The organism is Lacisediminihabitans sp. (genome assembly GCF_036404185.1).
In the GTDB taxonomy this organism is placed as follows: domain Bacteria; phylum Actinomycetota; class Actinomycetes; order Actinomycetales; family Microbacteriaceae; genus Lacisediminihabitans.
In genome coordinates this window covers 1-24,317 of the sequence record NZ_DASWPB010000052.1, presented here as the reverse complement: position 1 = coordinate 24,317, position 24,317 = coordinate 1, and the positions used below count along the sequence as shown (strand labels likewise).

General features: G+C 65.7%; 24 protein-coding genes. 12 read left to right on the top strand and 12 right to left on the bottom strand.

The features are described 5' to 3' along the window. The first annotated feature begins 5 nt into the window (after positions 1–5). Both VGC18_RS02725 and VGC18_RS02720 read left to right on the top strand, forming a co-directional pair. Entirely contained in the window at positions 6–383 is a 378-nt protein-coding gene (locus tag VGC18_RS02725; RefSeq protein WP_331093966.1) for an FdtA/QdtA family cupin domain-containing protein, read from the top strand. Next, positions 380–1,507: a DegT/DnrJ/EryC1/StrS family aminotransferase gene (locus VGC18_RS02720; protein WP_331093964.1), complete on the top strand. Its 1,128-nt coding sequence runs from the start codon at positions 380–382 to the stop codon at positions 1,505–1,507. Before VGC18_RS02725 ends, VGC18_RS02720 begins: the two co-directional genes overlap by 4 nt. A gap of 60 nt (positions 1,508–1,567) precedes the next feature. On the opposite strand, the gene VGC18_RS02715 is transcribed toward VGC18_RS02720, so the two are convergent. Both VGC18_RS02715 and rffA read right to left on the bottom strand, forming a co-directional pair. Next, positions 1,568–2,293 (bottom strand): GNAT family N-acetyltransferase, encoded by a 726-nt coding sequence (locus VGC18_RS02715; RefSeq protein WP_331093962.1) that lies wholly within the window; start codon positions 2,291–2,293, stop codon positions 1,568–1,570. 74 nt (positions 2,294–2,367) lie between these two features. Further along, positions 2,368–3,525, bottom strand: coding sequence for a dTDP-4-amino-4,6-dideoxygalactose transaminase (gene rffA / locus VGC18_RS02710; protein ID WP_331093960.1), 1,158 nt, complete (start codon positions 3,523–3,525; stop codon positions 2,368–2,370). Positions 3,526–3,665: 140 nt separating this feature from the next. On the opposite strand from rffA, the gene VGC18_RS02705 reads away from it, so the two are divergent. The 5 genes from VGC18_RS02705 (at position 3,666) to VGC18_RS02685 (ending at position 9,062) form a co-directional block, all read left to right on the top strand. Further along, complete coding sequence (locus VGC18_RS02705) at positions 3,666–4,124, top strand: GtrA family protein (protein WP_331093958.1); 459 nt, start codon at positions 3,666–3,668, stop codon at positions 4,122–4,124. Continuing rightward, entirely contained in the window at positions 4,121–5,092 is a 972-nt protein-coding gene (locus VGC18_RS02700; RefSeq protein WP_331093956.1) for a glycosyltransferase family 2 protein, read from the top strand. The genes VGC18_RS02705 and VGC18_RS02700 overlap by 4 nt, the downstream gene beginning before the upstream one ends. Before the next feature lie 171 nt (positions 5,093–5,263). Then, positions 5,264–6,628, top strand: a complete 1,365-nt coding sequence (locus tag VGC18_RS02695; protein ID WP_331093954.1) for a hypothetical protein — start codon at positions 5,264–5,266, stop codon at positions 6,626–6,628. Between the two features lie 108 nt (positions 6,629–6,736). Continuing rightward, positions 6,737–7,843, top strand: coding sequence for a hypothetical protein (locus VGC18_RS02690; RefSeq protein ID WP_331093952.1), 1,107 nt, complete (start codon positions 6,737–6,739; stop codon positions 7,841–7,843). Positions 7,844–7,922: 79 nt separating this feature from the next. Then, the gene (locus tag VGC18_RS02685; RefSeq protein WP_331093950.1) at positions 7,923–9,062 is read left to right on the top strand and encodes a glycosyltransferase family 1 protein; all 1,140 of its coding nucleotides are present in this window, start codon (positions 7,923–7,925) and stop codon (positions 9,060–9,062) included. Here the strand turns inward: VGC18_RS02685 and VGC18_RS02680 are convergent. The 4 genes from VGC18_RS02680 to VGC18_RS02665 are packed head-to-tail and all read right to left on the bottom strand — an operon-like array spanning position 9,059 to position 13,222. Next, positions 9,059–10,261 (bottom strand): acyltransferase, encoded by a 1,203-nt coding sequence (locus VGC18_RS02680; RefSeq protein WP_331094030.1) that lies wholly within the window; start codon positions 10,259–10,261, stop codon positions 9,059–9,061. The two genes, VGC18_RS02685 and VGC18_RS02680, sit on opposite strands and share 4 nt — an antisense overlap. Further along, positions 10,261–11,595 carry an LCP family protein gene (locus VGC18_RS02675; protein WP_331093948.1) on the bottom strand — a complete coding sequence of 445 codons (1,335 nt, stop codon included), beginning with the start codon at positions 11,593–11,595 and terminating at the stop codon, positions 10,261–10,263. Before VGC18_RS02675 ends, VGC18_RS02680 begins: the two co-directional genes overlap by 1 nt. Then, positions 11,592–12,086 (bottom strand): 5-(carboxyamino)imidazole ribonucleotide mutase, encoded by a 495-nt coding sequence (gene purE, locus VGC18_RS02670; protein WP_331093946.1) that lies wholly within the window; start codon positions 12,084–12,086, stop codon positions 11,592–11,594. Before purE ends, VGC18_RS02675 begins: the two co-directional genes overlap by 4 nt. Before the next feature lie 5 nt (positions 12,087–12,091). Next, complete coding sequence (locus VGC18_RS02665; RefSeq protein WP_331093944.1) at positions 12,092–13,222, bottom strand: 5-(carboxyamino)imidazole ribonucleotide synthase; 1,131 nt, start codon at positions 13,220–13,222, stop codon at positions 12,092–12,094. 43 nt (positions 13,223–13,265) lie between these two features. Here VGC18_RS02665 and VGC18_RS02660 point away from each other — a divergent pair, with 43 nt between their 5' ends. Next, a complete protein-coding gene (locus tag VGC18_RS02660) occupies positions 13,266–13,871 on the top strand; it encodes a GtrA family protein (protein ID WP_331093942.1) in 606 nt (201 codons plus the stop codon). Here the strand turns inward: VGC18_RS02660 and VGC18_RS02655 are convergent. Both VGC18_RS02655 and VGC18_RS02650 read right to left on the bottom strand, forming a co-directional pair. Further along, positions 13,868–14,404, bottom strand: a complete 537-nt coding sequence (locus VGC18_RS02655) for a PH domain-containing protein (protein ID WP_331093941.1) — start codon at positions 14,402–14,404, stop codon at positions 13,868–13,870. The two genes, VGC18_RS02660 and VGC18_RS02655, sit on opposite strands and share 4 nt — an antisense overlap. 3 nt (positions 14,405–14,407) lie before the next feature. Continuing rightward, entirely contained in the window at positions 14,408–15,235 is an 828-nt protein-coding gene (locus tag VGC18_RS02650; protein ID WP_331093939.1) for a biotin--[acetyl-CoA-carboxylase] ligase, read from the bottom strand. 47 nt (positions 15,236–15,282) lie between these two features. Between VGC18_RS02650 and VGC18_RS02645 the strand changes: the two genes are divergently transcribed. Both VGC18_RS02645 and VGC18_RS02640 read left to right on the top strand, forming a co-directional pair. Further along, complete coding sequence (locus VGC18_RS02645) at positions 15,283–16,890, top strand: acyl-CoA carboxylase subunit beta (RefSeq protein WP_331093937.1); 1,608 nt, start codon at positions 15,283–15,285, stop codon at positions 16,888–16,890. Beyond that, complete coding sequence (locus VGC18_RS02640) at positions 16,887–17,123, top strand: acyl-CoA carboxylase subunit epsilon (protein WP_331093935.1); 237 nt, start codon at positions 16,887–16,889, stop codon at positions 17,121–17,123. Before VGC18_RS02645 ends, VGC18_RS02640 begins: the two co-directional genes overlap by 4 nt. A gap of 261 nt (positions 17,124–17,384) precedes the next feature. Here VGC18_RS02640 and VGC18_RS02635 read toward each other — a convergent pair whose 3' ends face one another. The 4 genes from VGC18_RS02635 to VGC18_RS02620 form a co-directional block, all read right to left on the bottom strand. Then, positions 17,385–18,428 carry a hypothetical protein gene (locus tag VGC18_RS02635; RefSeq protein ID WP_331093933.1) on the bottom strand — a complete coding sequence of 348 codons (1,044 nt, stop codon included), beginning with the start codon at positions 18,426–18,428 and terminating at the stop codon, positions 17,385–17,387. Beyond that, entirely contained in the window at positions 18,425–19,693 is a 1,269-nt protein-coding gene (locus VGC18_RS02630; protein ID WP_331093931.1) for a sensor histidine kinase, read from the bottom strand. Before VGC18_RS02630 ends, VGC18_RS02635 begins: the two co-directional genes overlap by 4 nt. Further along, positions 19,683–20,384 carry a response regulator transcription factor gene (locus VGC18_RS02625; RefSeq protein ID WP_331093929.1) on the bottom strand — a complete coding sequence of 234 codons (702 nt, stop codon included), beginning with the start codon at positions 20,382–20,384 and terminating at the stop codon, positions 19,683–19,685. Before VGC18_RS02625 ends, VGC18_RS02630 begins: the two co-directional genes overlap by 11 nt. Positions 20,385–20,498: 114 nt before the next feature. Then, positions 20,499–21,785 (bottom strand): class I SAM-dependent RNA methyltransferase, encoded by a 1,287-nt coding sequence (locus VGC18_RS02620; RefSeq protein ID WP_331093927.1) that lies wholly within the window; start codon positions 21,783–21,785, stop codon positions 20,499–20,501. A gap of 25 nt (positions 21,786–21,810) precedes the next feature. On the opposite strand from VGC18_RS02620, the gene VGC18_RS02615 reads away from it, so the two are divergent. After that, complete coding sequence (locus tag VGC18_RS02615) at positions 21,811–22,437, top strand: Maf family protein (protein WP_331093926.1); 627 nt, start codon at positions 21,811–21,813, stop codon at positions 22,435–22,437. Positions 22,438–22,559: 122 nt separating this feature from the next. Then, complete coding sequence (locus tag VGC18_RS02610; protein WP_331093924.1) at positions 22,560–24,308, top strand: acetyl/propionyl/methylcrotonyl-CoA carboxylase subunit alpha; 1,749 nt, start codon at positions 22,560–22,562, stop codon at positions 24,306–24,308. Positions 24,309–24,317 lie beyond the last annotated feature (9 nt).

The following is a 24,317-nucleotide window of genomic DNA, read 5'->3' as shown; positions in this document are numbered from 1 at the left end:
TTCCTGTGCCCGAAGTGAGGGACCAACTCGGCGCACTCGGCGTCGTCGAAAAGGATTCGCCGTTCCCGTTCCCCATCAAGCGCGTCTATTTCCTCTACGACGTCCCGTCGAACGCCGTCCGTGGGTCGCATGCCCACAAGATGCTTCATCAGCTCATCGTCGCGGTATCGGGCAGTTTCGAGGTGGAACTCGATGACGGCCGCACGAAGACCAAATTCCTCCTCAGCAGCCCGAACGCCGGCTTGACCGTCCCGCCGGGCTACTGGCGCACGCTCAAAGACTTCTCCGCCGGATCGACGGCACTGATCTTCGCCTCGGAGGAGTACGACCCGAGCGACTACATCCGGGACTACGACCAGTTCATCGCCTGGGCGAATTCATGACCACGGTTCCGTTCTTCGACCTCGGTTCGCACATCCGCGACAGGGGAACCGAGATCCACGGAGCGATCGAGGAGGTCATCGCCGGCGGCTATTTCGTCGGCGGCCCGCTCGTGGAACGCTTCGAAGCGGAGTTCGCCGACTACCTCGGAGTGGACCACTGCGTGGGAGTGGGCAACGGCCTCGACGCTCTCCGCCTCGCGATGGAGGCGAGGAACATCGGGCCGGGCGACGAAGTCATCGTTCCGGCCTTCACCTTCTTCGCCACCATCCTCTCCGTCATCCAGATCGGCGCGACACCGGTTCCCGTCGACGTCTCGCTGGAGAGCGCGAACCTGGACCCTTCCGCGCTCGAGGCCGCCATCACGGAGCGGACCCGCGCGATCATGCCCGTTCACCTCTACGGTCGCTCAGCCCCGATGGAGGCCATTCTCGAGATCGCCGGGCGGCACCGGCTCGACGTCTTCGAGGACACGGCGCAGGCCCATGGCGCCTCGTCTCCGGCGGGGATGGCCGGAGCAGTCGGCACCGCGGGCGCCTTCTCCTTCTACCCAACCAAGAACCTCGGAGCGCTGGGGGACGGCGGGGCCGTCACCACGTCGGACGGAGAACTGGCGGCCAGGGTGAGAAGCCGACGCTCCTACGGCCAGGGTGCGACCAAGTACGACCATGTCGACAGCGGCTGGAACAGCAGGCTCGATGCCATGCAGGCGGCCATCCTCTCGCTGCAGCTTCGGCATCTCGACGAGTGGAACAGCCGTCGACGGCAGATCGCGACGACATATTTCAGCGGTCTCGGGGAGAGGGCATCGAGCGTCGTCGGGCCGAGAGACGTCTCTGACAGCGTCTGGCACCATTTTGTGCTCAGATCACCCGACCGAGCCGGCCTTCGCGCTTTCCTGGCCGAAAACGGCGTCACGACCGATGTCCATTACCCCTACGCCGCCTACCGTCTCGAGCCGGTTCAGCGGGTCCTCGGCGCAGAGCTTCGCGAGAGGCGCTTCGCGGTCGCCGACACTCTCGCCGATCAGGTCACGAGCCTTCCGATGGGGCCCTGGATGTCCGATGGACAGATCGATCAGGTTGCCGACGCGCTCAGCCGCATTCCCGAGGAATTGCTGGCTTGAGGCCTGATCGATCCTGAGCGGCGACCACCTGGGCTCACTTCGCGCGAGTCCGCACCAGTCTTAGGAAAGAGCCGGCGGATTGCCGTCCACGAGGTGGACCGTTTCGATCGAGGCGATCGGGCGGAAACCCAGTTTGATCCACGCGCGCTGAACCGCGATATTGTGAGATTGAGTCGAGATCACTAATTGTGAGACACCCGTCCGGGCTCCCTCATCGAGGATCTGGCGAACAAGCCTTAGGTAGAGCCCGCGACGTTGGAACGGAGTGGCAATACTCGCCAGTTCGATGTCCCAAATGTCCCCGTCCACGTGAACCACAGCCAGTCCGGCCACGCGGGCCTCGTGGTTCACGACGAACAATCGATTCCTAGAGTCATTCAGAGTGCTACGAGCCCACTCGGCGTATCCATCCGCGATGAGGTCCGAGCTGATCAACGGATTGCTTGCGTAGTGATTGATGTATCCGAGGAACGAATCGGCTATGACCGATTCGACCTCGCCCATCCATGAATGGCGCTCCTCGGCGCCGAGTTCGAGAACGTCCGGGTCGCTGAAACCGCTGTCGGCGAGACATGCTTCCCAATACGCCAGCGATCCTCCCGGATAAACGGAACGAGTTCCAATGTCAACCGACTTCAACAGGGAGACGAAATCAGCCGGATAGCGGAGAATGATGATCTTCGCCCGAGATCGTTCGATATGGCGCTGCACTTCTGCCGCGATGACCCGCGCCTGTCGGTCATCGTGTGTATCGAAAGCTCCAACTGTGATCCGATCAGTTATCACTCCGAACCGGTCGGACTCGCTCCGACTTGTGGCGCTGGAGACTTGTCCCTCCAAGGGTCCCGAAAATCCCATCCCTAGTAGGCGCCGGTCGTGAGGGTACGAAAAGCCTTAACGCCGTCGATGACACGAGCCACGCTCTCCTCTGGCATCCCCGCCCAGAGCGGGAGACGAACCAGCCGCAATGCAAAATCAAGGCTTTCATCGCAGCTATAGGGCGTACGCCCCAAGCGGAGGCCCGCAGGGCTGGAATCAAGCGGGATGTAGTGAAAAGTCGCGATGACGCCCTTGTCTCGGAGGCTGCCGAGAAGCGCCATTTGCGCATCGTGATCGGGCATCACCAGATAGAAGACATGTGCCGTATGCGATCGATCCTCGCCGACCTGCATGAGCCGGACACCCGAGGCTTCCGCCCACTCTGCCAATTCGGTTTGATAACGGTTCCACACACTGTGGCGCTGTTCCTGAATGGTCCCGAACTGCTCAAGCTGCGAGTCCAAGACTGCCGCGTTCAGCTCGCTCATCAGGTAACTCGAGCCCACATCGACCCATGTGTACTTGTCCACTTGCCCGCGCAAAAAACGCGATCGATCGGTCCCTTTCTCCCGGATTATTTCGGCACGTTCGGTGAGCGCCCTGTCGTTCACCAAAAGCGCTCCTCCCTCGCCTGAATGAACGTTCTTGGTGTCATGGAAGCTCTGCGTACCAAGGGTCCCGATTGTGCCGAGGCTCCTGCCCTTCCATGAACCTCCGAGCCCGTGGGCGTTGTCCTCAATGATCGCCAGATCGTGGTCTTTGGCGATGGACAGGACCTCATCGAGCTCCACGGCAACCCCGCCGTAATGGACGACAGAAATAGCACGGGTCCTTCGGGTTATTGCGCGTTCTATCAGGGACGTATCAATATTGCCGCTTCGCGGATCGATATCGACGAAAACCGGCACCGCGCCCATCAGCGCAACCGCTGTTGCAGCGGAAGGAAATGTGAAGCTGGGCAGAATGACTTCATCACCTTCTCGCAGATCCAGCAGAAGGCTGGACATCTCAAGAGCATGCGTGCACGAGGACGTCAAGAAGACCCGCTCCGCGCCGGTGATGTCCTTGAGCTTCTCAGTCGACGAGACCGTGAAGCGGCCGTCCCCATGCACGTGTCCTGAGTCGAGCACCGCAGAGAGATTATTCAGCTCGTTTCGAGAGCGAAATGGCCTGCTGAAAGGGATTACAGGGAGCACCATAAAAGCAAGTATTTCACGAATATTTGGGCCGCCCGAGTGCACCGCTGTCGACCACCCGCCCGGCTGAATTCACTCGTCCCGATACACTCAAAGTCGACAGATGCTATGGAGCGTCGCCTTGTCATGTCTTCAGGAGTGGTATGCCTCAGTTCAGCGATAAACAACGCAGAACAGCGTGGCAAGCATTCCGCTATCTCGCTTCTGCCGGATCCGTGTCTCTCGTCTATCTGGGACTCCTGGCATTGGGGCTCCTCCTGGGCTGGCAGTATTTCCTGGCGATCCTCGCCGCGCAGGTGGTCACGATCGCGTTGGCCTTCCCGGTCTATCGTGTGTTTGTCTTTCAATCGCGAGGATCCATAAGAATCGATTTTGTGCGTTTCCTCTCGGTGTGGTCTGCAGGGGCCATTGCGGGAATCGTCTTCACACCCTTGCTGGTGGAATTCGCCCACCTCGATCCGTTCGTTGCGCAGGTCATCTCGATTGTGGTCGTCAGCGTCGGATCATTCGTCTCGCACCGATTTTTTTCTTTCAGGACGTCCTCTCAAGTGAAGGCATCCGAAAGCTCGGCTCCCGCACGGGACGAAGAAAGGCATTCATGAAAGTCACCGTGGTTGTGCCCTGTTATCGTTCCCGCGGGACGCTTGGCGAACTCGTCGAGCGGATAACGGCTTCGATGGACCTCCTGGTGGAATCTCGGGCCGTCGACGACTGGGAGTTGATACTCGTCATCGACGGAAGCCCAGATGACACCGCCGTCGTCGCCCGCGAATCAGCTGCGAAGGCGCCCGCCATTCACGTCATCGAATTCACACGTAATTTTGGCCAGCACAACGCGTTGCTTGCCGGGATACGTGCCGCGCGGCACGACACGATCGTCACAATGGACGATGATCTTCAGCATCCGCCCGAAGAGGTATTCAAACTTCTCAGCATGCTCGAAGACGAACGCATCGACCTCGTCTACGCCGTCCCCGAAGAGGAAGAGCACGGAGCGCTCCGGTCTACAGCATCCCGTTTTGTCAAGGGCTCGCTTGCGCTGGCGGGGGTGCCCAATGCCCGGTGGGTAGGTGCCTACCGAGCATTCAGAACGGAACTCAGAGAGGGTTTCGCGCTGGTGGACGACCCGCAGTTAAACCTCGACGTCCTGCTCTCGTGGTCGACCGTTTCGGTCGCACCGGTGCGGGTCACGATGAATAAGCGAGAGGAGGGTCACTCGAGTTATAGCCTCGCCAAGCTTGCGAGTCATGCGTTCAACATGATCACCGGTTACGGGGTCGTCCCGCTCAAATTGGCGACATGGCTGGGATTCGGGTGCGGGGGGCTAGGCATCGTCCTTCTCATTGTCGTTCTCATTCGATATCTGGTGGGAGACACGACAGTCGCGGGCTTCACCACGACCATTGCATTGATCTCACTATTCTCTGGCGCCCAGATGCTCACGATCGGCATCATCGGCGAATACCTCGGGCGCCAACATTTCCGAAGCATGCACAAACCGGCTTACGTGGTGAAACGCCAGGATTTGCTGAAAGCGGTGTCAACGGACGAAGGTGGGGAGAATGCGTAGGTTCTTCTCCTTGGGCTTGTCCATAGCCTTGCTGATCGGTTCTTACGCAGTGGTGACCCTTTTGACGGCGTGGGTTCGATGACGTCGATGGACCGCAACATGCCTGGCGGCTTCGAGACGGTCGTCTCACGAATCCTTCCACCTCGATATAGAACGATCCAGAATTGGGTTTTGCAACTCGCGATTGTATTTGTCTGCCTGTTCTTCACAGGTTTGAACACGACTCATGGGTATGTGACCCTTGGCCTTTCCGCCGATCGGATGTCCAAGATCTTTGGCTTCGCCGATGATGGATCATATTTGCAGGCGGCTCAGAACCTGATCGCCAATGGTCGCAGCACTCCGGAGTGGGCCTGGGTCCTGAACCTTTGGCCGCCCGGCATGGTCTGGCTCGATGGCTTGGTCGTCAGATTGTCGCCATGGCCGTTTGGGGTGACGATCGCTCTAGTGACGACGCTCGTCTGGAGCATCCCGCTCGCGCTCCTGACGCGACCATTCATGAACAGTGCAAAAAATGCGGGCATCGTCGTCGCTGCGGAACTCCTGATCTTGGCCACATCACCCTTTCAATCGTGGATGTTCGACGAAGGTCTCTTCTACGCAGACGGTCTCGCTGCCGCGCTCTTTCTCACCGGTTTGCTCCTCATAGTCAATAGAGCGCGATCAGAGGCGCCGTTCCCCATATGGCTCCGGGATGGGATCTTCGCGGGAGTCTCCTTCGCGGCCAGCATCTATCTGCGTGCCTCCTACCAACTGATCCCCTGGGTCCTAGCCGTAGTCGCTGCCCTCCTCTGGATACTTGTCCTTGTCCGTCGTAAACGAAGCACTGGGCGCTCGGGCTTGATCTCTCAAGCTGTCATGTTGTCCGTCGCCTTCATCGGCATCCTCATGCTCATGCAGCCTTATGCCTCATACAACCTAGAGACAAAAGGACGACTGGCCTTCGTGACGACTGAAGACCTCGTCTATCAGCACACGTGGGAAAATCCCCGGACGGACAAGATCCCTCAATGGATGTTGGATGGCGGTTCAACGATCGGATGCGACCTGGACCCCACGACGTGCGCGACCGTACATCGAGAAGAGGCCGGTGGCAAGGTCCCCAGTTCCGCAGAACTTCGCACAGACCTGATCCGAGCTATCGTGGAGCATCCCTTCAAATTCGCCGGAAATCGCATCTCGTTCGTGACCAGGCAGTGGTTTGTTGACGAGCGGGATTCATACAGTCACGTGCAAACGAACTTCAATACCGGGCCAATCACCTACTCGGCCTCTTCCAACCTCAACCCGCCACAAGGAATCCTGTATCTGGGCCTCTTCGTCCTTTCGCTCATCAGTGCCGTGCTCTTAGCGGCCCGAGGACGTTGGAGCCTCCTGATAGTTCCGCTGATCGCAGCCGCGCTTCTTGCTCCCTTTGCGATCGTCCACGTCGAGGCACGATACCTGATCCCTCTCAAGCTCATGGGTCTGATCGCCCCGCTCCTTGTGATGACGATTCTGTTCGACCGACGCACGCGTCATCGCTCGGTCGATTAGCCACTGTCCGGACAGAATCACCGAGGAAACGAAGAGTCGCGAGTGATCACATCCCTGCTCAGAAGGGCGTTCCGGCGCCTGCCGTCACAATCGCCGCCGCACATCTGCTTGGCCTCTATCCCGCTGCAGACCTCTGAGCACCTCGTCGCCGTCGCTGACCAGGCCGTGGCGGCCGGCTTCGAGGTCTGTTGGCTGCTCTTCACGCCGCCGCACACACTGTCCTCGGCATCTGCAGAGCAGAACGCCGACCTGATGGCCGGACATGCGATGCAGACCATCACCGATGTCGACGAGCTCGAGGCGCACTACGCGGAGAAGGACCCGGCCGCGATCTTCCTGCAGACCCCGTATCCCGAGCACTACCCCGAATGGTTCTGGCAGAGCAGCAAGCGCGACAGGATGTGCTTCGCCGGCTATGGGGCGACGCTCTCGACCTGGGAGCAGGGTCTGTATCAGCTGCCCACGCTCCACAACTGCCGCTGGTTGCTCGCCGAATCGGAGTTCAACCGGCGCAAGTACATCGAGCACGGGAACGATCCGTCCCGGATCGTGGTCGCCGGGAATCCCCTGATGTTCGAGTTGCGCAGCAGGCTCTCGAGGGCGCCGGCGACCGAGAACACGCCTACGACGCTCCTGTGGGCACCGCACTGGACCTCGACCTGGTTCGAGAATGCCCGCGGGTTCTCCCGCTGGCGTGAGGCGGTCGGTCCGCTCTACGACTTCTTCCGGGAGCATCCCGCTATTCGACTGCTCGCACGACCGCATCCGCTGCTTCTCGAGAAATTCGTCGAGGTCAGCGCGTCCGACGCCGATCCGGACGACACGGATGAAGGGACTCTCCGCTCTCTGCTGGCGTTGGGCAACGTGACGTTGTCCACCTCGACCTTCGTCGATGACATCATCCGGTCGAACGCTCTGGTCACCGACGGGGTCTCGATCATCGCCTATTACTCGGCCACGGGTAAGCCCCTCGCGATCATGCGGGACGCCGACAGCCCCCCGTTCAACGAGGTCGGCGAGCAACTGTGCACGGAGAGCGATCTTCAGCCCGATTCCGCATCGTTGGCCAGATGGTTGGACGAGCAGTCATCCGACGGTTTCGGCACGATATCCCCGGCTCGTCGCGAGCTTTCGGCGCGGGTGTATGTCCCGACGAAGAACTCGCCGATATCGATCTGGGCGGCCGCGGCGGGAATTGCCGGCACCAAGGGCTGACCCCCGTTCGCGGGGCAGCCGGGCTCGCTGGTAAGGTCGAAGCGGGGACGAGGCACCCCGATAATTTCATTGGAGTGACATGACGACCCTTCGTGTGATCGTGGACCAGATTGTGGCCCCGATCCCCGGGGGAATCGGTCGGTACACCGAGGAGCTGACCCGCGAGCTGATCCGGATCGCCCCTCCGGACTGCGAGGTCACCGGCGTCGTCTCGGCGTCCCCGGAACGGGATTACGACCGGCTGCTCACCGTTCTCCCCGGCCTCGCCGGCCTCTACAAGAGCGCCCTGTCGCGACGGGAACTGGAACTCGCCTGGCAGCACGGTCTGACCCGGCTGCCCGGCGGCGGCATGGTGCACGCCACCGGCCTGTTCGCCCCCCTGAACAAACACGACAGAGTGAACAACGTCGGCGAGCAGACGGTCGTCACGGTGCACGACACCCTCCCGTGGACGCATCCAGAGGCGCTCTCGTCGCGACGCCTCGGCTGGTACAAGGCCATGGCGAAACGCGCCCACCGATTCGCCGATGCCGTGGTCGTGCCCACCCACGCGGTCGCCGCCCAGCTCGACGGCATTCACGACTTCGGAGATCGAATCCGGGTCATCGGTGGGGCGGTCAGTTCGAAGCTGGTCCTGCCCATCGATCCGGAGGAGCGTGCCGCCCGACTTGGCCTCCCCGACCGTTACGTCCTGAGCGTGGGCACGCTGGAGCCGCACAAGGGGATCGTGCCGCTCATCCAGGCGATGGCGAGACCCGAGCTGGACGGCATTCCGCTGCTCATCGCCGGCCCAGAGGGCCGCAAGGAGATGGACATCCAGCGGATCGCCGCCGACGCGGGGCTCGACGAAGGGCGGGTGCGCTCGCTCGGCTACCTTGCGGACGCCGATCTGGCGGTCGCCCTCGACCGGGCATCCGTCTTCGTCTTCCCCAGCCTGGCCGAAGGCTTCGGACTGCCCGTGATCGAGGCCTTCAGCTTCGGAACACCGGTGGTGCACTCGGACGACCCGGCGCTGGTCGAGGTCGCCGCGGGATCCGGCCTCGTCGTGGCACGCGACGATCCGGACAGCTACGCGGACCGGCTCGCCGGAGCGATCGCCTCCGTGCTCAACGATCCCGCCCTGGCAGAACGACTGGGCTTCCTCGGCCACGACCGCTCCAAGGCGTTCAGCTGGACCGATTCGGCCGAGAGGGTCTGGCAGCTGCACGCCGACCTCTAGGGTCTGCCGAGCTTCGAATCCGCTAACACGCGTGCCGCCCAGCGGCCGACCGCTCGCGCGAACCGGTGGGCGGGCAGCTCGACGAACCGCGAGAACAGCTCGGCGACGACGAGCGCCAGGAGGAAAGATACGGGGATGACGATGGTCGAGTGGCCGCGCCCGATGAGGCTTCCGATCGCGACGATGATGGGCACGTGCACCAGGTAGAGGCTGAAGGACACACGCCCGAGCCATCGAAAGGCCTTGGTGGACAGCATCCGGATGGCGGGCCTCCAGAAGGCCGCGAGCGCCACCAGACCGAAGGCCCCGATGAACACCACCGAGTCGGTGACGACCCGGAGGTCCTTGGCGTCCGGCCTTATCCCCCATATCTCCCAATGGAGATTGATGAGCGCCAAAGACAGCACGAGCACAACGGCGCCACCGACGCCGGACCATCGTGCGACACGCGGATGTGACAACCAATCCCTGATGTCGTCGACACGGACGGCGAGCACCGTTCCTATCAGGAACACCGGCAGATAAACGAAGGATCCGTTACCCGTGAGCTGGCCGGCGAAAACCAGGGGGACCGTGGCGATAAGAAGAGCCCACCACCATTTCCTCACGCCAAGGGCGATCACCACGAAGATGGGCAGGGCAAGGGAAAACGTCACCTCCCAACGCAGCGACCACAACGGGTTGTTGAGGGGGGCGCTCCCGAACAGCACGTCGGTGGCGGAGAAGGCCCCTCGCCAGGAAATCGATGACGTGCTCGCGGAAGACACCCAGAGGCTGCTCGCCGACCGCTGGTCTTGATGGGAGACGAGGATCCAGACGATCGCAAGAAGGATGGAGGCGACAATCGGAAGATAGAGCCGCACGACGCGTCGAGGGTAATAGGCGACCCAGTCGAACCGGGACGAGCGGAGGACGGGTAGCGCGACCACGAATCCGCTCAGCGCGAAGAAGACGAGCACAGCTTCCGGCCCGGCGACGAGTACCTGCGCCGGGCCGGAAGTGAACCACCAATAGAGCGAACCCATCGCCGGTGGTCGGGCACCCGGCTTCAAATAGACGTCCGCAACCGCAGGCATAGTGAGCGAGAGGTGATGGAGCACCACGATTACTGCTGCGAGTCCCCGAAGACCATCGAGAGACACGAAGCGCTCCGCGTGCGTGCCTCGCTCCGGCGGCACGACCGAGGGGGAACTCGCCATCACGGCGCGGGGCTTGCCGTCTTCGGCGCGACCGCGGCCGCCACGAGCTCATGGATCTTGGCGTAGTCGGGGTTGCCAGGCTCGATGGTCGGCGGTACCAGATCGAGCTGGGTGACCGCTTGCTTTCTCGCCTTCCCGGCGAGATCGACGAAACCGCCGAGGGCCGCCGAGGGGATGTCCGTCTTGACCACCTGCGCTCCCGCCGCGGCGATCGCCTGGAACTTGGAGAGCACCACCGAGGGCTGGAACTGCTTGAGCATCGCCTCCTGCACCTGGCGTTGGCGGGCCATCCGCTGGAAGTCGTTGCTGTCGTAACGCGTGCGGGCGTACCAGAGGGCAGCCTGGCCATCCATCTTCTGCTTACCGACCTCGAAGTAGCCCTGCGGCGTCGCCCCGGTCACCCCGCCGTACGGGGTGCGGGCCGGCACATCGATCGTGATGCCGCCCAGGGCGTCGATCAGGTCGGCGAAGCCCTGCATGTCGATGAGTGCGTAGTACTGGATCTTCAGACCGAGCACCCCCTCCGCCGCATCCTTCATCGCTTCGATCCCGGGCGAGCTGCCCTGGGACTCGGCCTTCGGATAGAGGCTCGGATGCTCCTCCGCGTAGGTGTAGAGGTAGTCGATGAGGCACAGATCGCCGCAGTCGTAGCCGTCGGGGAACGGCCCGTACAGCGGGGACCCCTTGGCGAACGGCACCTGCTCGAGGTTTCTGGGAATGCCAATGATCGTCGTCGCACCCGTCGTCGCGTCGATGCTAGCGATCGAGGTGCTGTCCGGTCGCAGTCCCACCCGGTCGGCGCCGGCGTCACCGCCCAGCAGGAGGATGTTGTACCGGCCGTCGACGGGAGCCACCATCGTCGTGCCGCCGAAGATCTTGGCGAGGGCGGACCGTGCGCTGCCGGCGCTGACGGCGCCGTAACCGGCGACACCCGCGACGACGACCAGCACGACCACGGAGAACAGGGCGATGGCGGGGCGCGCAAGCGGGGCGGTTCGGATCAGGCGGGTGAGCCGCAGGGTGTCGAAGGTCAGGATGATCCAGAGCAGCGCATAGGCCGCGAGCACCACCTGGATGACCGTGAGCCCGATCGTGTTCGTCACGACGCCGTAGATCACCGAATGCGCGACCGCGAAGACGACGGCGCCGATCACGATGAGCGCCCAGAGCAGGAAGGTCGTCCCGACGGCGAAACGACCGAACCGGCGGTTGCCGGCGAGGATCTGTGCGGAACCGGGGATGAGCACGTTGAGCCCCACGAGCCACCAGGCTCGTTTGGTCATGACCGGCTCGGAACGGACATCCGGATACCGGATCGGACTGGTCGCGGTCACAGGCTCGATTTCAGGGCGGCGTTCTTGTCGGCAACGAGCCGCTCAAGGCCCTTCGCGTAGTCGGCGAGCCTCACCGTGAGCTCCGGATCGGAGGCGGCGAGGATCCGGATGGTCAGCAGCCCGGCGTTGCGGGCGCCCCCGATCGAGACGGTCGCGACGGGGACCCCGGCGGGCATCTGCACGATCGACAGCAGGGAGTCGAGTCCGTCGAGCTTCGACAGAGCGACCGGAACACCGATGACGGGCAGGGTGGTCACCGCCGCGAGCATGCCGGGAAGGTGGGCTGCGCCGCCCGCACCCGCGATGATGACCTTAAGCCCGCGATCGTGCGCCTGCCTGCCGAAGTCGATCATCTTCTCGGGGGTGCGGTGTGCGGAGACCACCTCGACCTCGTGATCGACGCCGAACTCGGCGAGCACGGCCGAGGCATCCTTCATCACCGCCCAGTCGGAATCGGAACCCATGACGACGGCGACGACGGGCTCAGACATAGCCATCAGCCTAGGTCGCCGCTGTCGAAATGGGCGGCAGCGGCACGCGCCTGATAGACGACCTGGTCGAGGTCGTCCCCGCCCGCGGTGACGTGTCCCACCTTGCGGCCCGGGCGCGGCTCCTTGCCGTAGTTGTGCACCTTCACCGTCGGCTGATCCTCGAAAGCTGCGGGATACCGGTCCGCGAGGGTGCCGGAGTCGGGGCCGCCCAGGATGTTGACCATCACCGACCAGCGGTCGCGGCATCCGGTCGCTCCGAGCGGAAGGTCAAGCACGGCGCGCAGGTGCTGCTCGAACTGGCTCGTGGCGGAGCCTTCGATGCTCCAGTGCCCGGTGTTGTGCGGGCGCATGGCGAGCTCGTTGACGAGCAGGCGATCGTCGGTGGTCTCGAACAGCTCCACCGCGAGCACGCCCGTGACGCCGAGCCCCGCCGCGATCGTGTGCGCGATCTCCGAGGCGACGTCGGCGAGCTTGCCCGCCGAGGCCGGCGCCGGGGCGATGACCTCCGCGCAGACGCCGTCGCGCTGGACACTCTCGACGACGGGCCAGGCGACGATGTCGCCGGACGGCCGACGGGCGACGGACTGCGCCAGCTCGCGCCGGAAGTCGACGACCTCCTCCGCCAGGAGTGACTCGCCGAGCGCCAGCCAGTCGTCCACCTCGCCGGGCGAGGTGACGATGCGCACCCCCTTGCCGTCGTATCCTCCGCGGGCCGTCTTCACGACGGCCCGACCGCCGTTGTCGTCCAGGAAGAGCTGCAGGTCCTCGCCCGTCTCGATCCTCGCCCAGACGGGGACGGGAATCCCGAGCTCCGACAGGCGCCGGCGCATCAGCAGCTTGTCCTGCGCGTAGAGCAGCGCGTCGGGCCCGGGATGCACCCGCACCCCGCGCGCGACGAGCTCGTGCAGGATCTCCTGCGGAACGTGCTCGTGATCGAAGGTCACGACGTCCACGCTCTCGGCGAATCGCAGGACATCGTCCCTGTTCCGATGGTCGCCGAGCTGCTTGACCGCGAGATCCGCCGATTCTCCGGCGTTTTCGGCCAGCACCCGGAGGTCGATTCCGAGGTCGATCGCCGCGGGGATCATCATCCGGGCGAGCTGCCCTCCGCCGATTACGCCTACCGTGAGTGCCATGGTTCCAGCCTATCGACGGGACCTCCGAGCGGGCGAGGTTAGGATGCTTGAGGCTCATCCCCTCACCTACAGGACTCACGTGCTTCCCCGGCTCCTTTCCCTCGTCAAGGTCGTGTACTCGACCCTGTTGCGCTATCTGCTCAAGTTCGGGGTCGTGGGACTCATCGGATACGTCGTGGACGTCGGCATCTTCAACGTGCTCTGGCGGAACGACGGGGAGGGCGGCAACTTCTTCCAGGGCCCGATCGGGGCGAAGATCGTCTCGGTCGCCGTCGCCACCCTGGTCAACTGGGTCGGGAACCGCTACTGGACCTTCCGCGAGAACCGCCGCCGGAACTTCGTCCTCGAGCTGCTCGAATTCGCCATCGTCTCCGTGCTCGGCCTGCTCGTCGGCCTCGCCTGCCTGTGGCTGTCCCACTACGTGTTCGGGCTCCATTCCCGGCTCGCCGACAACATCTCGAGCAACGTGATCGGGCTGGGCCTCGGCACGGTCCTGCGCTTCGCGCTCTATCGCTACTGGGTATACGGGCTGCACCGCAAGGACGGCCTGACCGCTCGCCAGAACAGGGTGGAAGCGGCCACCCTCGTGCTCTTCCAGGACGAGGCGCTCGTCAACCGGGAGACGGCCGAGGAGCAGACCTCCCGCTAGCGGGTCCCCCAGATCGTGGTGTCGTCGGACTGCTGCGAGGCCGCCGCCTGACGCCTGGCCGCGATCGGGTTGAGGCTGTTCTCCATGAGGTCGTGGAGGGCGCTCTGCACGAGGTCGGCTCCCGGCACGTCATGCAGCACCACCGGCTGCTCCAGCCCGGTGTTGATGAGCACCGTGCCGCTGCGGAACAGGCTCTGCAGCCCGTTCTGGCGCACGGTGACGTCGTAGCCGCGGCTGTGCAGCAGCTCCTGACGGATGCGCACGAAGAAGCCGGTGCGGATGATGATGCGCCGCGTGGTGATGGTGTACCGCTTGCCGAGCCAGGCTAGGAGCGGCAGCAGCCAGAGCAGCAGGATGACGAGGGCCGCGCCGGCCACGAGCGCGATGTTCTCCCATTCCTCGTTGAAGCTGCCGGCGAAATAGCCGAGGGCGAGGGCGGCGGCGATGAGCACGACGGACGGCCAGAACAGCACGCGACCGTGCGGCCGCAGGCGCGCGACGACCCGCTCGGTGTCCTGGGCCTCGATCGTCATGTCCTATTCATACCGCAGATGTGTTACGTCGCCCGCGGCGACAGCCACAACGGCTCCATCCGATGACCGCCGAACCAGCAGGCGACCGGTGGGATCGATGTCCACCGCCGTGCCGACCAGGTCGTCTCCGCCGGGCAGCTGCACTCGCACCTCCTGGCCGAGGGTGCTGCACAGCTCCGACAGCTGCTCGCTGACCCCGCTCGCCGCCGGGTCGGCACCGTACCGGAGGAACTCGGAGGAGAGCGACCGCAGCTCGACGAGATAGCGGGAGAGCGCGGCATCCGCGAGGGCCTCGCCGGCGAGAGCGATACCGCCACGACGCGGCCCGTTGAGACCGAGCGAGGTGGAGGTCGGGGTGGGCAACTCCTCGGCGGGGAAGGCGAGGTTGAGGCCGGCGCCCATCACGACCGCCTCGCCGCTCGGCAGCAGTTCGGCGAGCAGCCCCGCGACCTTGAGCCCGTCGACCTGCACGTCGTTCGGCCACTTGAGGGTCACGGTGTGGTCGGCGAGCAACCCGGCGACCGCCTTCGTCATGGCGATGCCGGCGATGAGCGGCAGCCATCCATAGTGCTCGAGGCCGAGGGGCTCTCCGGCCGGGAGGCGCGGTCGCAGCAGCACGGAGATCGCGAGCGACCGGCCGGGGGGCGCGACCCAGACCCGGCCGAGCCGGCCGCGTCCATCCGTCTGGTTGTCCGTGACCAGCACGGAGAAGTCGGGCCAGTCCTCCCCGTCCAGGCCGGATGCCCGGCCGACCAGCTCGGTGTTGGTGGAACGGGCCTCGTCGAGGATCTCGAGACGGGCGGCCGCTGCGACGCTGATCGGAAGGTGCATGCCCCCAGGCTACGGCTCTGTCGGACCGCCGACGGTAAAGTGAACGCGTGACCGCAGACAACACAGTGCCCGCTCAGGACGACGTCTATACGACAGCCGGAAAGCTCGCCGACCTCAAGGCGCGCTACCACGAGGCCGTGACGGCGAGCGGCGAGGCGGCGGTCGAGAAGCAGCACGCCAGGGGGAAGAAGACCGCCAGGGAACGCATCGAGCAGCTCCTCGATCACGGCTCCTTCGTCGAGCTGGACGAGTTCGTGCGGCACCGCACCCACGCCTTCGGGATGGAGAAGAACCGTCCGTACGGCGACGCGGTCGTCACCGGCACCGGGACCATCCACGGCCGCCAGGTGGCCGTCTACAGCCAGGACTTCACCATCTTCGGCGGTTCCCTCGGCGAGGTCGCAGGCGAGAAGATCATCAAGGTCATGGACCTCGCGCTCAAGACCGGCGTCCCCATCATCGGGATGCTCGACTCCGGCGGGGCGCGCATCCAGGAGGGGGTCGTCGCCCTCGGCAAGTACGGCGAGATCTTCCGGCGCAACACGGCGGCCTCCGGGGTCATCCCGCAGATCTCCATCATCATGGGGCCGGCGGCCGGCGGCGCCGTCTACTCCCCCGCCCTCACCGACTTCGTGATCATGGTCGACAAGACCAGCCAGATGTTCGTGACCGGACCGGATGTGATCAAAACGGTCACCGGCGAGGACGTCGGCATGGAGGAGCTCGGCGGCGCGCTCACCCACAACAAGATCTCGGGCGTCGCCCACTGGCTGGCGAGCGACGAGGATGACGCGCTCGACTACGCCAGGGCGCTGCTGAGCTTCCTCCCGAACAACAACCTCGCCGAGCTGCCCGTCTACGAGCACAAGGTCGAGCTCGAGATCACCGACGAGGACAGGCGGCTGAACACCCTCGTCCCCGACAGCGCCAACCAGCCGTACGACATCAAGACGGTCATCGAGCACATCGTCGACGGCGGCGACTTCCTCGAGACGCAGCCGCTGTTCGCCCCCAACATCGTCGTGGGCTTCGGCCGCGTGGAGGGCCGCTCCGTCGGCATCATCGCCAACCAGCCGAACGCGATGGCCGGCACCCTCAACATCGAGGCCGGAGAGAAGGCCTCGCGCTTCGTCCGCTTCTGCGATGCCTTCTCGATCCCGATCATCACCCTCGTCGACGTGCCCGGCTACCTGCCGGGAACCGATCAGGAGTGGACCGGAGTCATCCGGAGGGGCGCGAAACTGCTGTTCGCCTACGCGGAGGCGACCGTGCCGCTCGTGACCGTCATCACCCGCAAGGCCTACGGCGGCGCCTACATCGTCATGGGCTCCAAGCAGCTCGGCGCCGATCTCAACTACGCCTGGCCGACCGCCGAGATCGCGGTTATGGGCGGCCAGGGCGCCGTGAACATCCTCTACCGCAACGAGATCAAGGCGGCGGAGACGGCCGGCGAGGATGTCGCGGCCGTGCGCACCAAGCTGGCCAACGAATACACCTACAACGTGGCCTCGCCCTTCCTCGCCGCAGAACGCGGCGAGCTCGACGGGGTCATCGAGCCGGCGGCGACCCGCGTCGTCGTGATCAAGGCCCTCCGCGCGCTTCGGACCAAGCGGGCGAGCCTTCCCCCCAAGAAGCACGGGAACATCCCGCTGTGACCGGGCAGGCGCCGGACGAGACACCGGCACCGGACTTCTCGGTGGTCTCCGGCAATCCCACCCCGACGGAGCTGGCGGCCGTCACCGCAGTGCTGACCGCCATGCTCGATGAGGCCGGCCACGCCGATGACGAGAGGGCGGGAACCGAGACGGATGCCTGGCGGCGCAGCCAGAGGGGCATCCGCGCACCGATCCGGCCGGGAACGGACACCTGGCGGAGCTTCTCCGGCTGAGCCTCCCGGTCCCCCAAAGTGACGACTATACGCGGCCTCGACGGCGGGGCATTATTGACTTTGCTAGGTGTTTCTCTTTGAGACGCACCGCCATTCATTAGCCGACTAGGGTAAGCGGGCTAATGAAATGGGGGCGGGTCAGGACGATATTCGGGTTATCGTTCTGACCCGGGGTTGTAAACGGGGTCGACCTCACGGTCGGCCCCGTTTCGACCGTAGGACCCCGTCGTCGACTCGCCGCACCTCGGTGCGGCGTGCGGGTCACGGCTTCGCGCGCGGGATCTCCAGCCAGAGATCGACCTGATCCTCGTCGTCGTCCTCGTCGTACGCATTGTGGCTTCCCAGAGCGCTGGCGTGACCGCCATCGTGCGAGCTGAGGCCGACGACCGTCACGGCGATGTCGGACTCCTCGGCGACCGTCCGCGCGATGAGCTTTTCGGTCTGGGTGTCCCGAATGGCCTCGGCCAGACGGTTGAGCACCCGCTCGAGGTCGTCGGCATCGAGGTCGTCGATGCCGCCCTCGTCGAGAAGCGTGACGGTCGTCCCCTTCCGCCTGGCCACCATGATCTGTTCCCTGACCCGGTCGTTGAGCAGCTTGCGGCCGCGGATCTCGTCTCGGATCGCCCCCTCGAGGTAGAGGCACTCCAGCCGCTGCGCATCCGTCAGCTCTCCGTGCGCCGCCACGATCTGGCGCAGCATCGGCAGCGCCTTCCTGCTGGTCTGCTCGAGCCGCATCTGGCGCTCGGAGACGTGGGCCTCCTGCGCCGCACGCCAGTCCACGGCCTCCCGCTCGGCGAGCTCGTACTGGCGGGTGTCACGGCCGGCCTTCGCGAGCGACAGCGAGAGCGCGTGGGAGACGGCGACCCAGGTCGTGCTGCCGATGACGCCGTAGGCGACCAGTCCGCCGACCCCCGACCAGGCGACCGTCTCGACGATGAGCGCCCCGATCCCGATCCAGGCGAAGGTGTGTCTGCGACGGGTGGACACGATGACCATCAGTGTTCCGATGGCCGCGGTGTGCCAGGCGGCGTAGCTGTCCGGCGGGACGGTCGCGACCTGGCTGGTGACGAGCAGCGGGACCGTGAAGGCGACCGCCGCATCGAACGCCGCCAGCCAGATGGGCATCCGCAGGCCCTTCGACAGCCACAGGCTGAGGACGGTGGCGAGCGCATACAGCGCCATGGCGGCCAGATACGGTCCGTTGTGGACGGGAACGTCGAGCGAGACGAACGCGAGCACCAGGTGATACGCCGAGAACACCGCGGCGAGGCCGATGATGAGATACCGCGGGATCGAGATGTTCATCGCGGCACCTCCCGTTCGGTTTTCGCGGCCGGGACGTCCTCGGCGGCGGGCGCGGGCCACACGATGCCGATCACCGCTCCATGCCCTGGTGAGGAGACGATCTCAACCGTTCCGCCGGCATTGGTGACCCGCTCGACGATGGACACCCGCAGACCGAGGCGTTCGTTCGGCACCGCGTCGAAATCGAATCCCTGCCCGGTGTCCCCGACCTCGATGCGGATGCCGTCCCCGGCGAGCGGGCCGATCGCCAGCCAGTGCGAGACCTCCGGGCCGTTCCCGGCGTGCTGCAGGCTGTTCACCATCGCCTGTACCGCGGCCGAATACACCGCCTCGGCCGGCTGAATCGGGATCGCGCCCCCCTCGATGCCCTGCATCCGCAGGTCGAACGGGGCGGACAGTGTGGAGGTGGCTCCCACGATGCGCCTGGCGAGCTGGCGCAGGCTCACCGTCGAATCGCCGTCGGGTGCCGCGACGACCGCGTCCCTGAGGTGGCCGATGGCATTGCGCGCCATCCTCGTCGCCAGCTCCTTGGTCTCCGGAGTCTCGGCGCGGGCCGCCGACAACAGGGTGGTCAGCACGCTGTCGTGCACGATGGCGTCGACCTGGACGCGCTCGACCTCCGTCGCGTGCTGGCGGACGGCATGCGCGTACCGGTCCAGGGCGGTCGCCTGGGCGGCATCCACGGAGGCCGCGGCCTGCCGCAGCAGCGTGATCAGGATGAGGCAGGCGCCGCCGAGGATCATCGCATAGGCGGTGTCGAGAGCGGCCGCCTGCCACCCCTTTCCCCCGCCGGACGGCGTCATCCTCACGATGCCGTATACGACCGGTGCGATCACCACGTAGGCGGTGGCCACCCACACGCCGAAGGCGACCGCGGCCGTTCCCGTCGCCACCGAGCAGAGCAGCCACAGCCAGGGTCGTTCCGACGCGACGGCGGTCGGATCCAGGGCGACGAACGGCCAGACGATCAGGGCGATCAGGTAGGCGATCGCGATGAACCCGTTGACGGTGAAGACGAGCCGGCGAACCAGCGCCGCGACTCCGGACAGGACGATGCCCCCGAAGATCGCGACGGCCATCGCCCAGCCGAAGACCGGGTTCATCCGCGGCATCTGGCTGAGAACCGTCGGGAGCGCCTGGGCGGCGAAGACGAGGCCGAAGACCGCGACCGACCGCGAGACCACCGTCTCGACCTGGCGACGACTGATCGGGTTGTGTGGCTGCCGCGCCTGACCCGATTCGACGACGACCGGTCTAGCGGCCATCTACGCTGTCGGGATCCAGGCCGGGAAGGATGCCGTCCTCGACGGCCCGACGCAGCAGATCCACCTTCGTCGGGGCCGGCCGACCGACCTCCACGTACTTCAACCGGATGCGATCGAGGTACTCGCGGGCGGTGGAGTAGCCGATTCCGAGCTGTTTGGCCGCCAGCTTGAGCGGCAGGCCGGAGGCGTATAGGTGCAGAATCTCCCGCTCGCGGCGACCCAGCTGGGCCTTCGCGAAGTCACGGTCGGCGTCGATCGCCGTCGCCCACTCGAGGTTGTTGAGCACGTCGCCGTGAGCGACCGCCTCGACCGCCGACATCACGGTCTTGGTCGCGGAGGACTTGGGGATGACGCCCGCCGCCCCGGCCGCGAGGGCCTCTCGAACGAGGACGACGCGGTCCGCGATGCTATGGATGAGCACGGCCGATCCGGTGGCCTGCACCCGCTTGACGTTCTCGGTGACGTTCGAGCCGTCCCCGAGCGACAGATCGAGCACCACGACGTCGTTCTGCCTGCCGTCGAGGGTGTCGATGAACTCCTGGACGGATGCCGCGGCGAGCACGAAGTCGAACCCGGCATCGATACAGGCGGCCTTCAGCCCGAGTCGGACCGATTCGTGGTCGTCGACGACCGAGACCCGCACCGCCCGACGTGCCGTAACAGCAGTCTCGTCGGTTGTCGTCTGCGCCATGCTTTCCTGTCTCCCGTGCTGCTGGAATCCAGCCCTGCCTCACCCCATGGTACCGGGCGGAAGCCCCGGACCACCGACGAACGCCTCGCCGGGCGGTCGATGTCGAGAAATTCCCTAAAAAACCTCGGCCGGGACGAGCGTCGCGACCGCCTCGACGTGATGGGTGTTCGGGAACAGATCGAAGGCCCGCAACCGGGTGAGCTCGTACCCGAAGCCCCCGAACAGGGCCACGTCCCTCGCGAGGGCGACGGGATCGCAGGCCACGTAGACCACCTGCGCCGGTCGGAGCGCGGCGATCTCGCGGACCACCGCCTTGCCCGCGCCCGACCGGGGAGGATCGAGCACGATACTTCCCCTGGCCAGCCGGTCCCGTTCCGCGGAGCTCGCGGTTGCGCCCAGCTGCGTGACGTAGTTCTCCACCCGCGCGGTGATCGCCGCGGCCCCCACCCACTCCGAGAGGTTCTCCGCGGCGTGATCCGTGGCGAGCGGATCGCTCTCGACGGTCGTGATGCGCAGAGCCGACCCGAAACGGTCGCCGAGCGCCGCGGCGAGCAGACCGACCCCGCCGTAGAGATCGAGGTTCGCCGCCCGCGGATCGAAGCGGTTCGCATCGACCGCCTCCTGGACGGCCGTCGTCAGGGTCTGCGCGGCGTGACGGTGCACCTGCCAGAAGCCACGGGCATCCAGGCGGAAGTCGCGGTCGCCGACCCGCTCGAGGATGCGCTGGGCCTTGGGCCGCTGCCCGGTCGCCTTCCGGCCCTGCTTGCGCGCGTCGGTCCGCTGCGCGCCGCTGGTCAAGACAAAGGGATTGCCGAGGCTCGGCACGACGACGTCAATGTGGTCGATGCCCGGAAACCTCTCCTCGAGCGGGGCGATAGCCGCCAGCTCGGGGACCGCGAGCGGGAGGTCGTCGACCGAGATCACGCGGTGCGACCTGGCGGCGTATGGTCCCGGCCTGCCATCGGCCGCGACGTGCAGGCGGACGCGGGTGCGCCATCCGGTGCCGTCCTCGGCGCCCGGCAGCGCATCCACGGTGACATCCGTCTGGATGCCCGCCATGCGCTGCAGCGAATCGGCCAGCACCTGACGCTTCAGCTCGCGCTGATGGGCCGTGACGATGTGCCCGAACTCCGCGCCGCCCGCTCGGTCCTCCGGAGCGCGGTCGATGCCCGCCGCCGGCCAGATGTGCGGCCTGCGGAACTCGGATGCCTCGACCACGGACAGGGTCTCCGCGCGCCAGAACGACTCCTTGGAGTCATCCGTGATCCGCGCCAGCACCGTCTCCCCGGGGATGGCATCGCTGACGAAGATCACCCGTCCCTCGTGACGGGCGACCGCCACGCCGCCGTGGGCTACGTTGGTAACCTCGATTTCGACCTGCCTGCCCGACCATTCACCCATCCTCCGAGCTAACCACAGGAGTCCCGTGCGTCTGTACCTCGCCTCCACCTCACCCGCCAGGCTGGCGACCCTTCGAGCCGCGGGCATCGAGCCGGTCGTGCTGCCCTCCGCCGTCGATGAGGAGGCCGCCGTCGCGGCCGCCGGTCCCCTGACCGCGGAGGAGATGGTGCTGCTGCTGGCCCGACTCAAGGCGTCCGCGGTCGCCGATCGGCCGGTCGACGGCTCCCCCCTCGACGGTTTTGTCCTCGGTGGGGACTCGGCCTTCGAGCTCGACGGTGTGGTCTATGGCAAGCCGCATCTCGCATCCGTCGCCCGCGAGCGATGGCTGCATCAACGCGGGCGCACCGGCCTGCTCCACTCCGGTCACTGGCTCATCGACCACAGGGGTGGTCTGCTCGGTGAGGGCCGGGGGGCCGTCTCCACGGCCAGGGTCACCTTCGCCGCCGATCTGACCGAGGCGGAGATCGACGCCTACATCGCCACGGGGGAACCGCTCGAGGTCGCCGGGGCGTTCACGATCGACAGCCTCGGTGCGCCGTTCGTCACCTCGGTCGAGGGCGATCCACACGCCGTCGTCGGGCTATCGCTGGCGACGCTGCGCACCCTTCTCCTCGGATTCGGGGTCGCCTGGCCGACGTTGTGGAACCGCTGACCGGCGCCGCATCCTTCCGGCCATGGCTTCCCGGTCCTTGTAGATGTCCCCAGCATCAACCCGAACATTTTTGTATGCCTGTGCCAAAGTGTGACCGCGGAACGCCAATAGGCTAGGTAACTATGCCCCGTATCACGAAGGTCCTGGTCGCCAATCGTGGCGAAATCGCCGTACGAGTCATCAGAGCCACGAAGGACAGCGGGATCGCCTCCGTCGCCATCTACGCGGACCAGGACAGGGATGCCCGCCACGTGAAGCTCGCGGATGAGGCGTATTCCCTCGACGGGGTCACCGGTACGGACACCTATCTGCGCATCGACAAGGTGCTGTCGATCGCCCGCCGATCCGGGGCGGACGCCGTGCATCCCGGGTATGGATTCCTCGCGGAGAACGCCGACTTCGCGCGCGCGGTGATCGACGCCGGCCTCATCTGGATCGGGCCATCGCCAGAGGCCATCGAAAAGCTGGGGGACAAGGTTTCCGCCAGGCACATCGCCGAGAAGGTCGGCGCGCCGCTCGCACCGGGGACGCTCAATCCGGTCTCGGGAGCCGACGAGGTGCTCGACTTCGTGGACGCCTATGGCCTGCCGGTCGCCATCAAGGCGGCATTCGGCGGCGGCGGACGCGGTCTCAAGGTCGCCAGGACCCGCGAGGAGGTCCCGGAGATGTTCGACTCCGCGACCCGCGAGGCGGTCGCCGCCTTCGGCCGCGGGGAATGCTTCGTCGAGAAGTACCTCGATCAGCCGCGCCACGTGGAGACCCAGTGCCTCGCCGACGCCTATGGCAAGGTCGTCATCGTCTCCACCAGGGACTGCTCGCTGCAGCGCCGGCACCAGAAGCTGGTCGAGGAGGCCCCCGCCCCCTTCCTCAGTCAGGAGCAGAACGACCTGCTCTACCGCGCATCCAAGGCCATCCTCAAGGAGGTCGGCTATCTGGGGGCCGGCACCTGCGAGTTCCTCGTCGCCAAGGACGGGACCATCTCCTTCCTCGAGGTGAACACGAGACTCCAGGTCGAGCATCCCGTCTCCGAGGAGGTCACCGGAATCGACCTCGTGCGCGAGCAGTTCCGCCTCGCGGAGGGCGGCGCGCTCGACTACGACGATCCCGTGGCCGAGGGTCACTCCTTCGAGTTCCGGATCAACGGGGAGGACCCCGGCGCCGGTTTCATGCCGTCCCCCGGTCCCGTGCACTCGCTGCGGTTCCCCGGTGGTCCAGGGGTGCGCGTCGACAGCGGCGTGACCACCGGCGACGTCGTCAGCGGGGCCTTCGACTCGCTGCTGGCCAAGCTCATCGTCACCGGCTCGTCGCGCCAGGATGCCCTCGAGCGGGCTCGCCGCGCCCTCGACGAGTTCGAGATCGCGGGGCTGCCGACCGTGCTGCCGTTCCATCGGGCGATCGTCAGGGATCCGGCATTCACCTCCGAGCCGTTCTCGATCTACACCCGCTGGATCGAGACCGAGTTCGTGAACACCATCGAGCCGTGGAGCGGTTCCCTCTCCGAATCGGCTCCCGCCCCCGACCGTCGCAACATCGTCGTCGAGGTCGACGGCAAGCGCCTCGAGGTGAGCCTGCCCGCCCGGCTGGCCTCGACCTCGGAGAGCCTCGTGGCGCCGCCGAAGCGCCGCGACCGGCACTCGACGACCGTCACCGCGACCGGTGCATCCGTGAAGGCGCCGATGCAGGCGACCGTGGTCAAGCTCGCCGTCGCGGAGGGAGACAAGGTCGTCAAGGGCGATCTCATCCTCGTGCTCGAGGCCATGAAGATGGAGCAGCCCATCACCGCTCACCGCAACGGCACGGTCTCCAACATCAACGCGAACGTCGGGTCGACCGTGTCCTCCGGCTTCGTGCTGCTCGACATCGCCAGCTGAGGCCCTGCC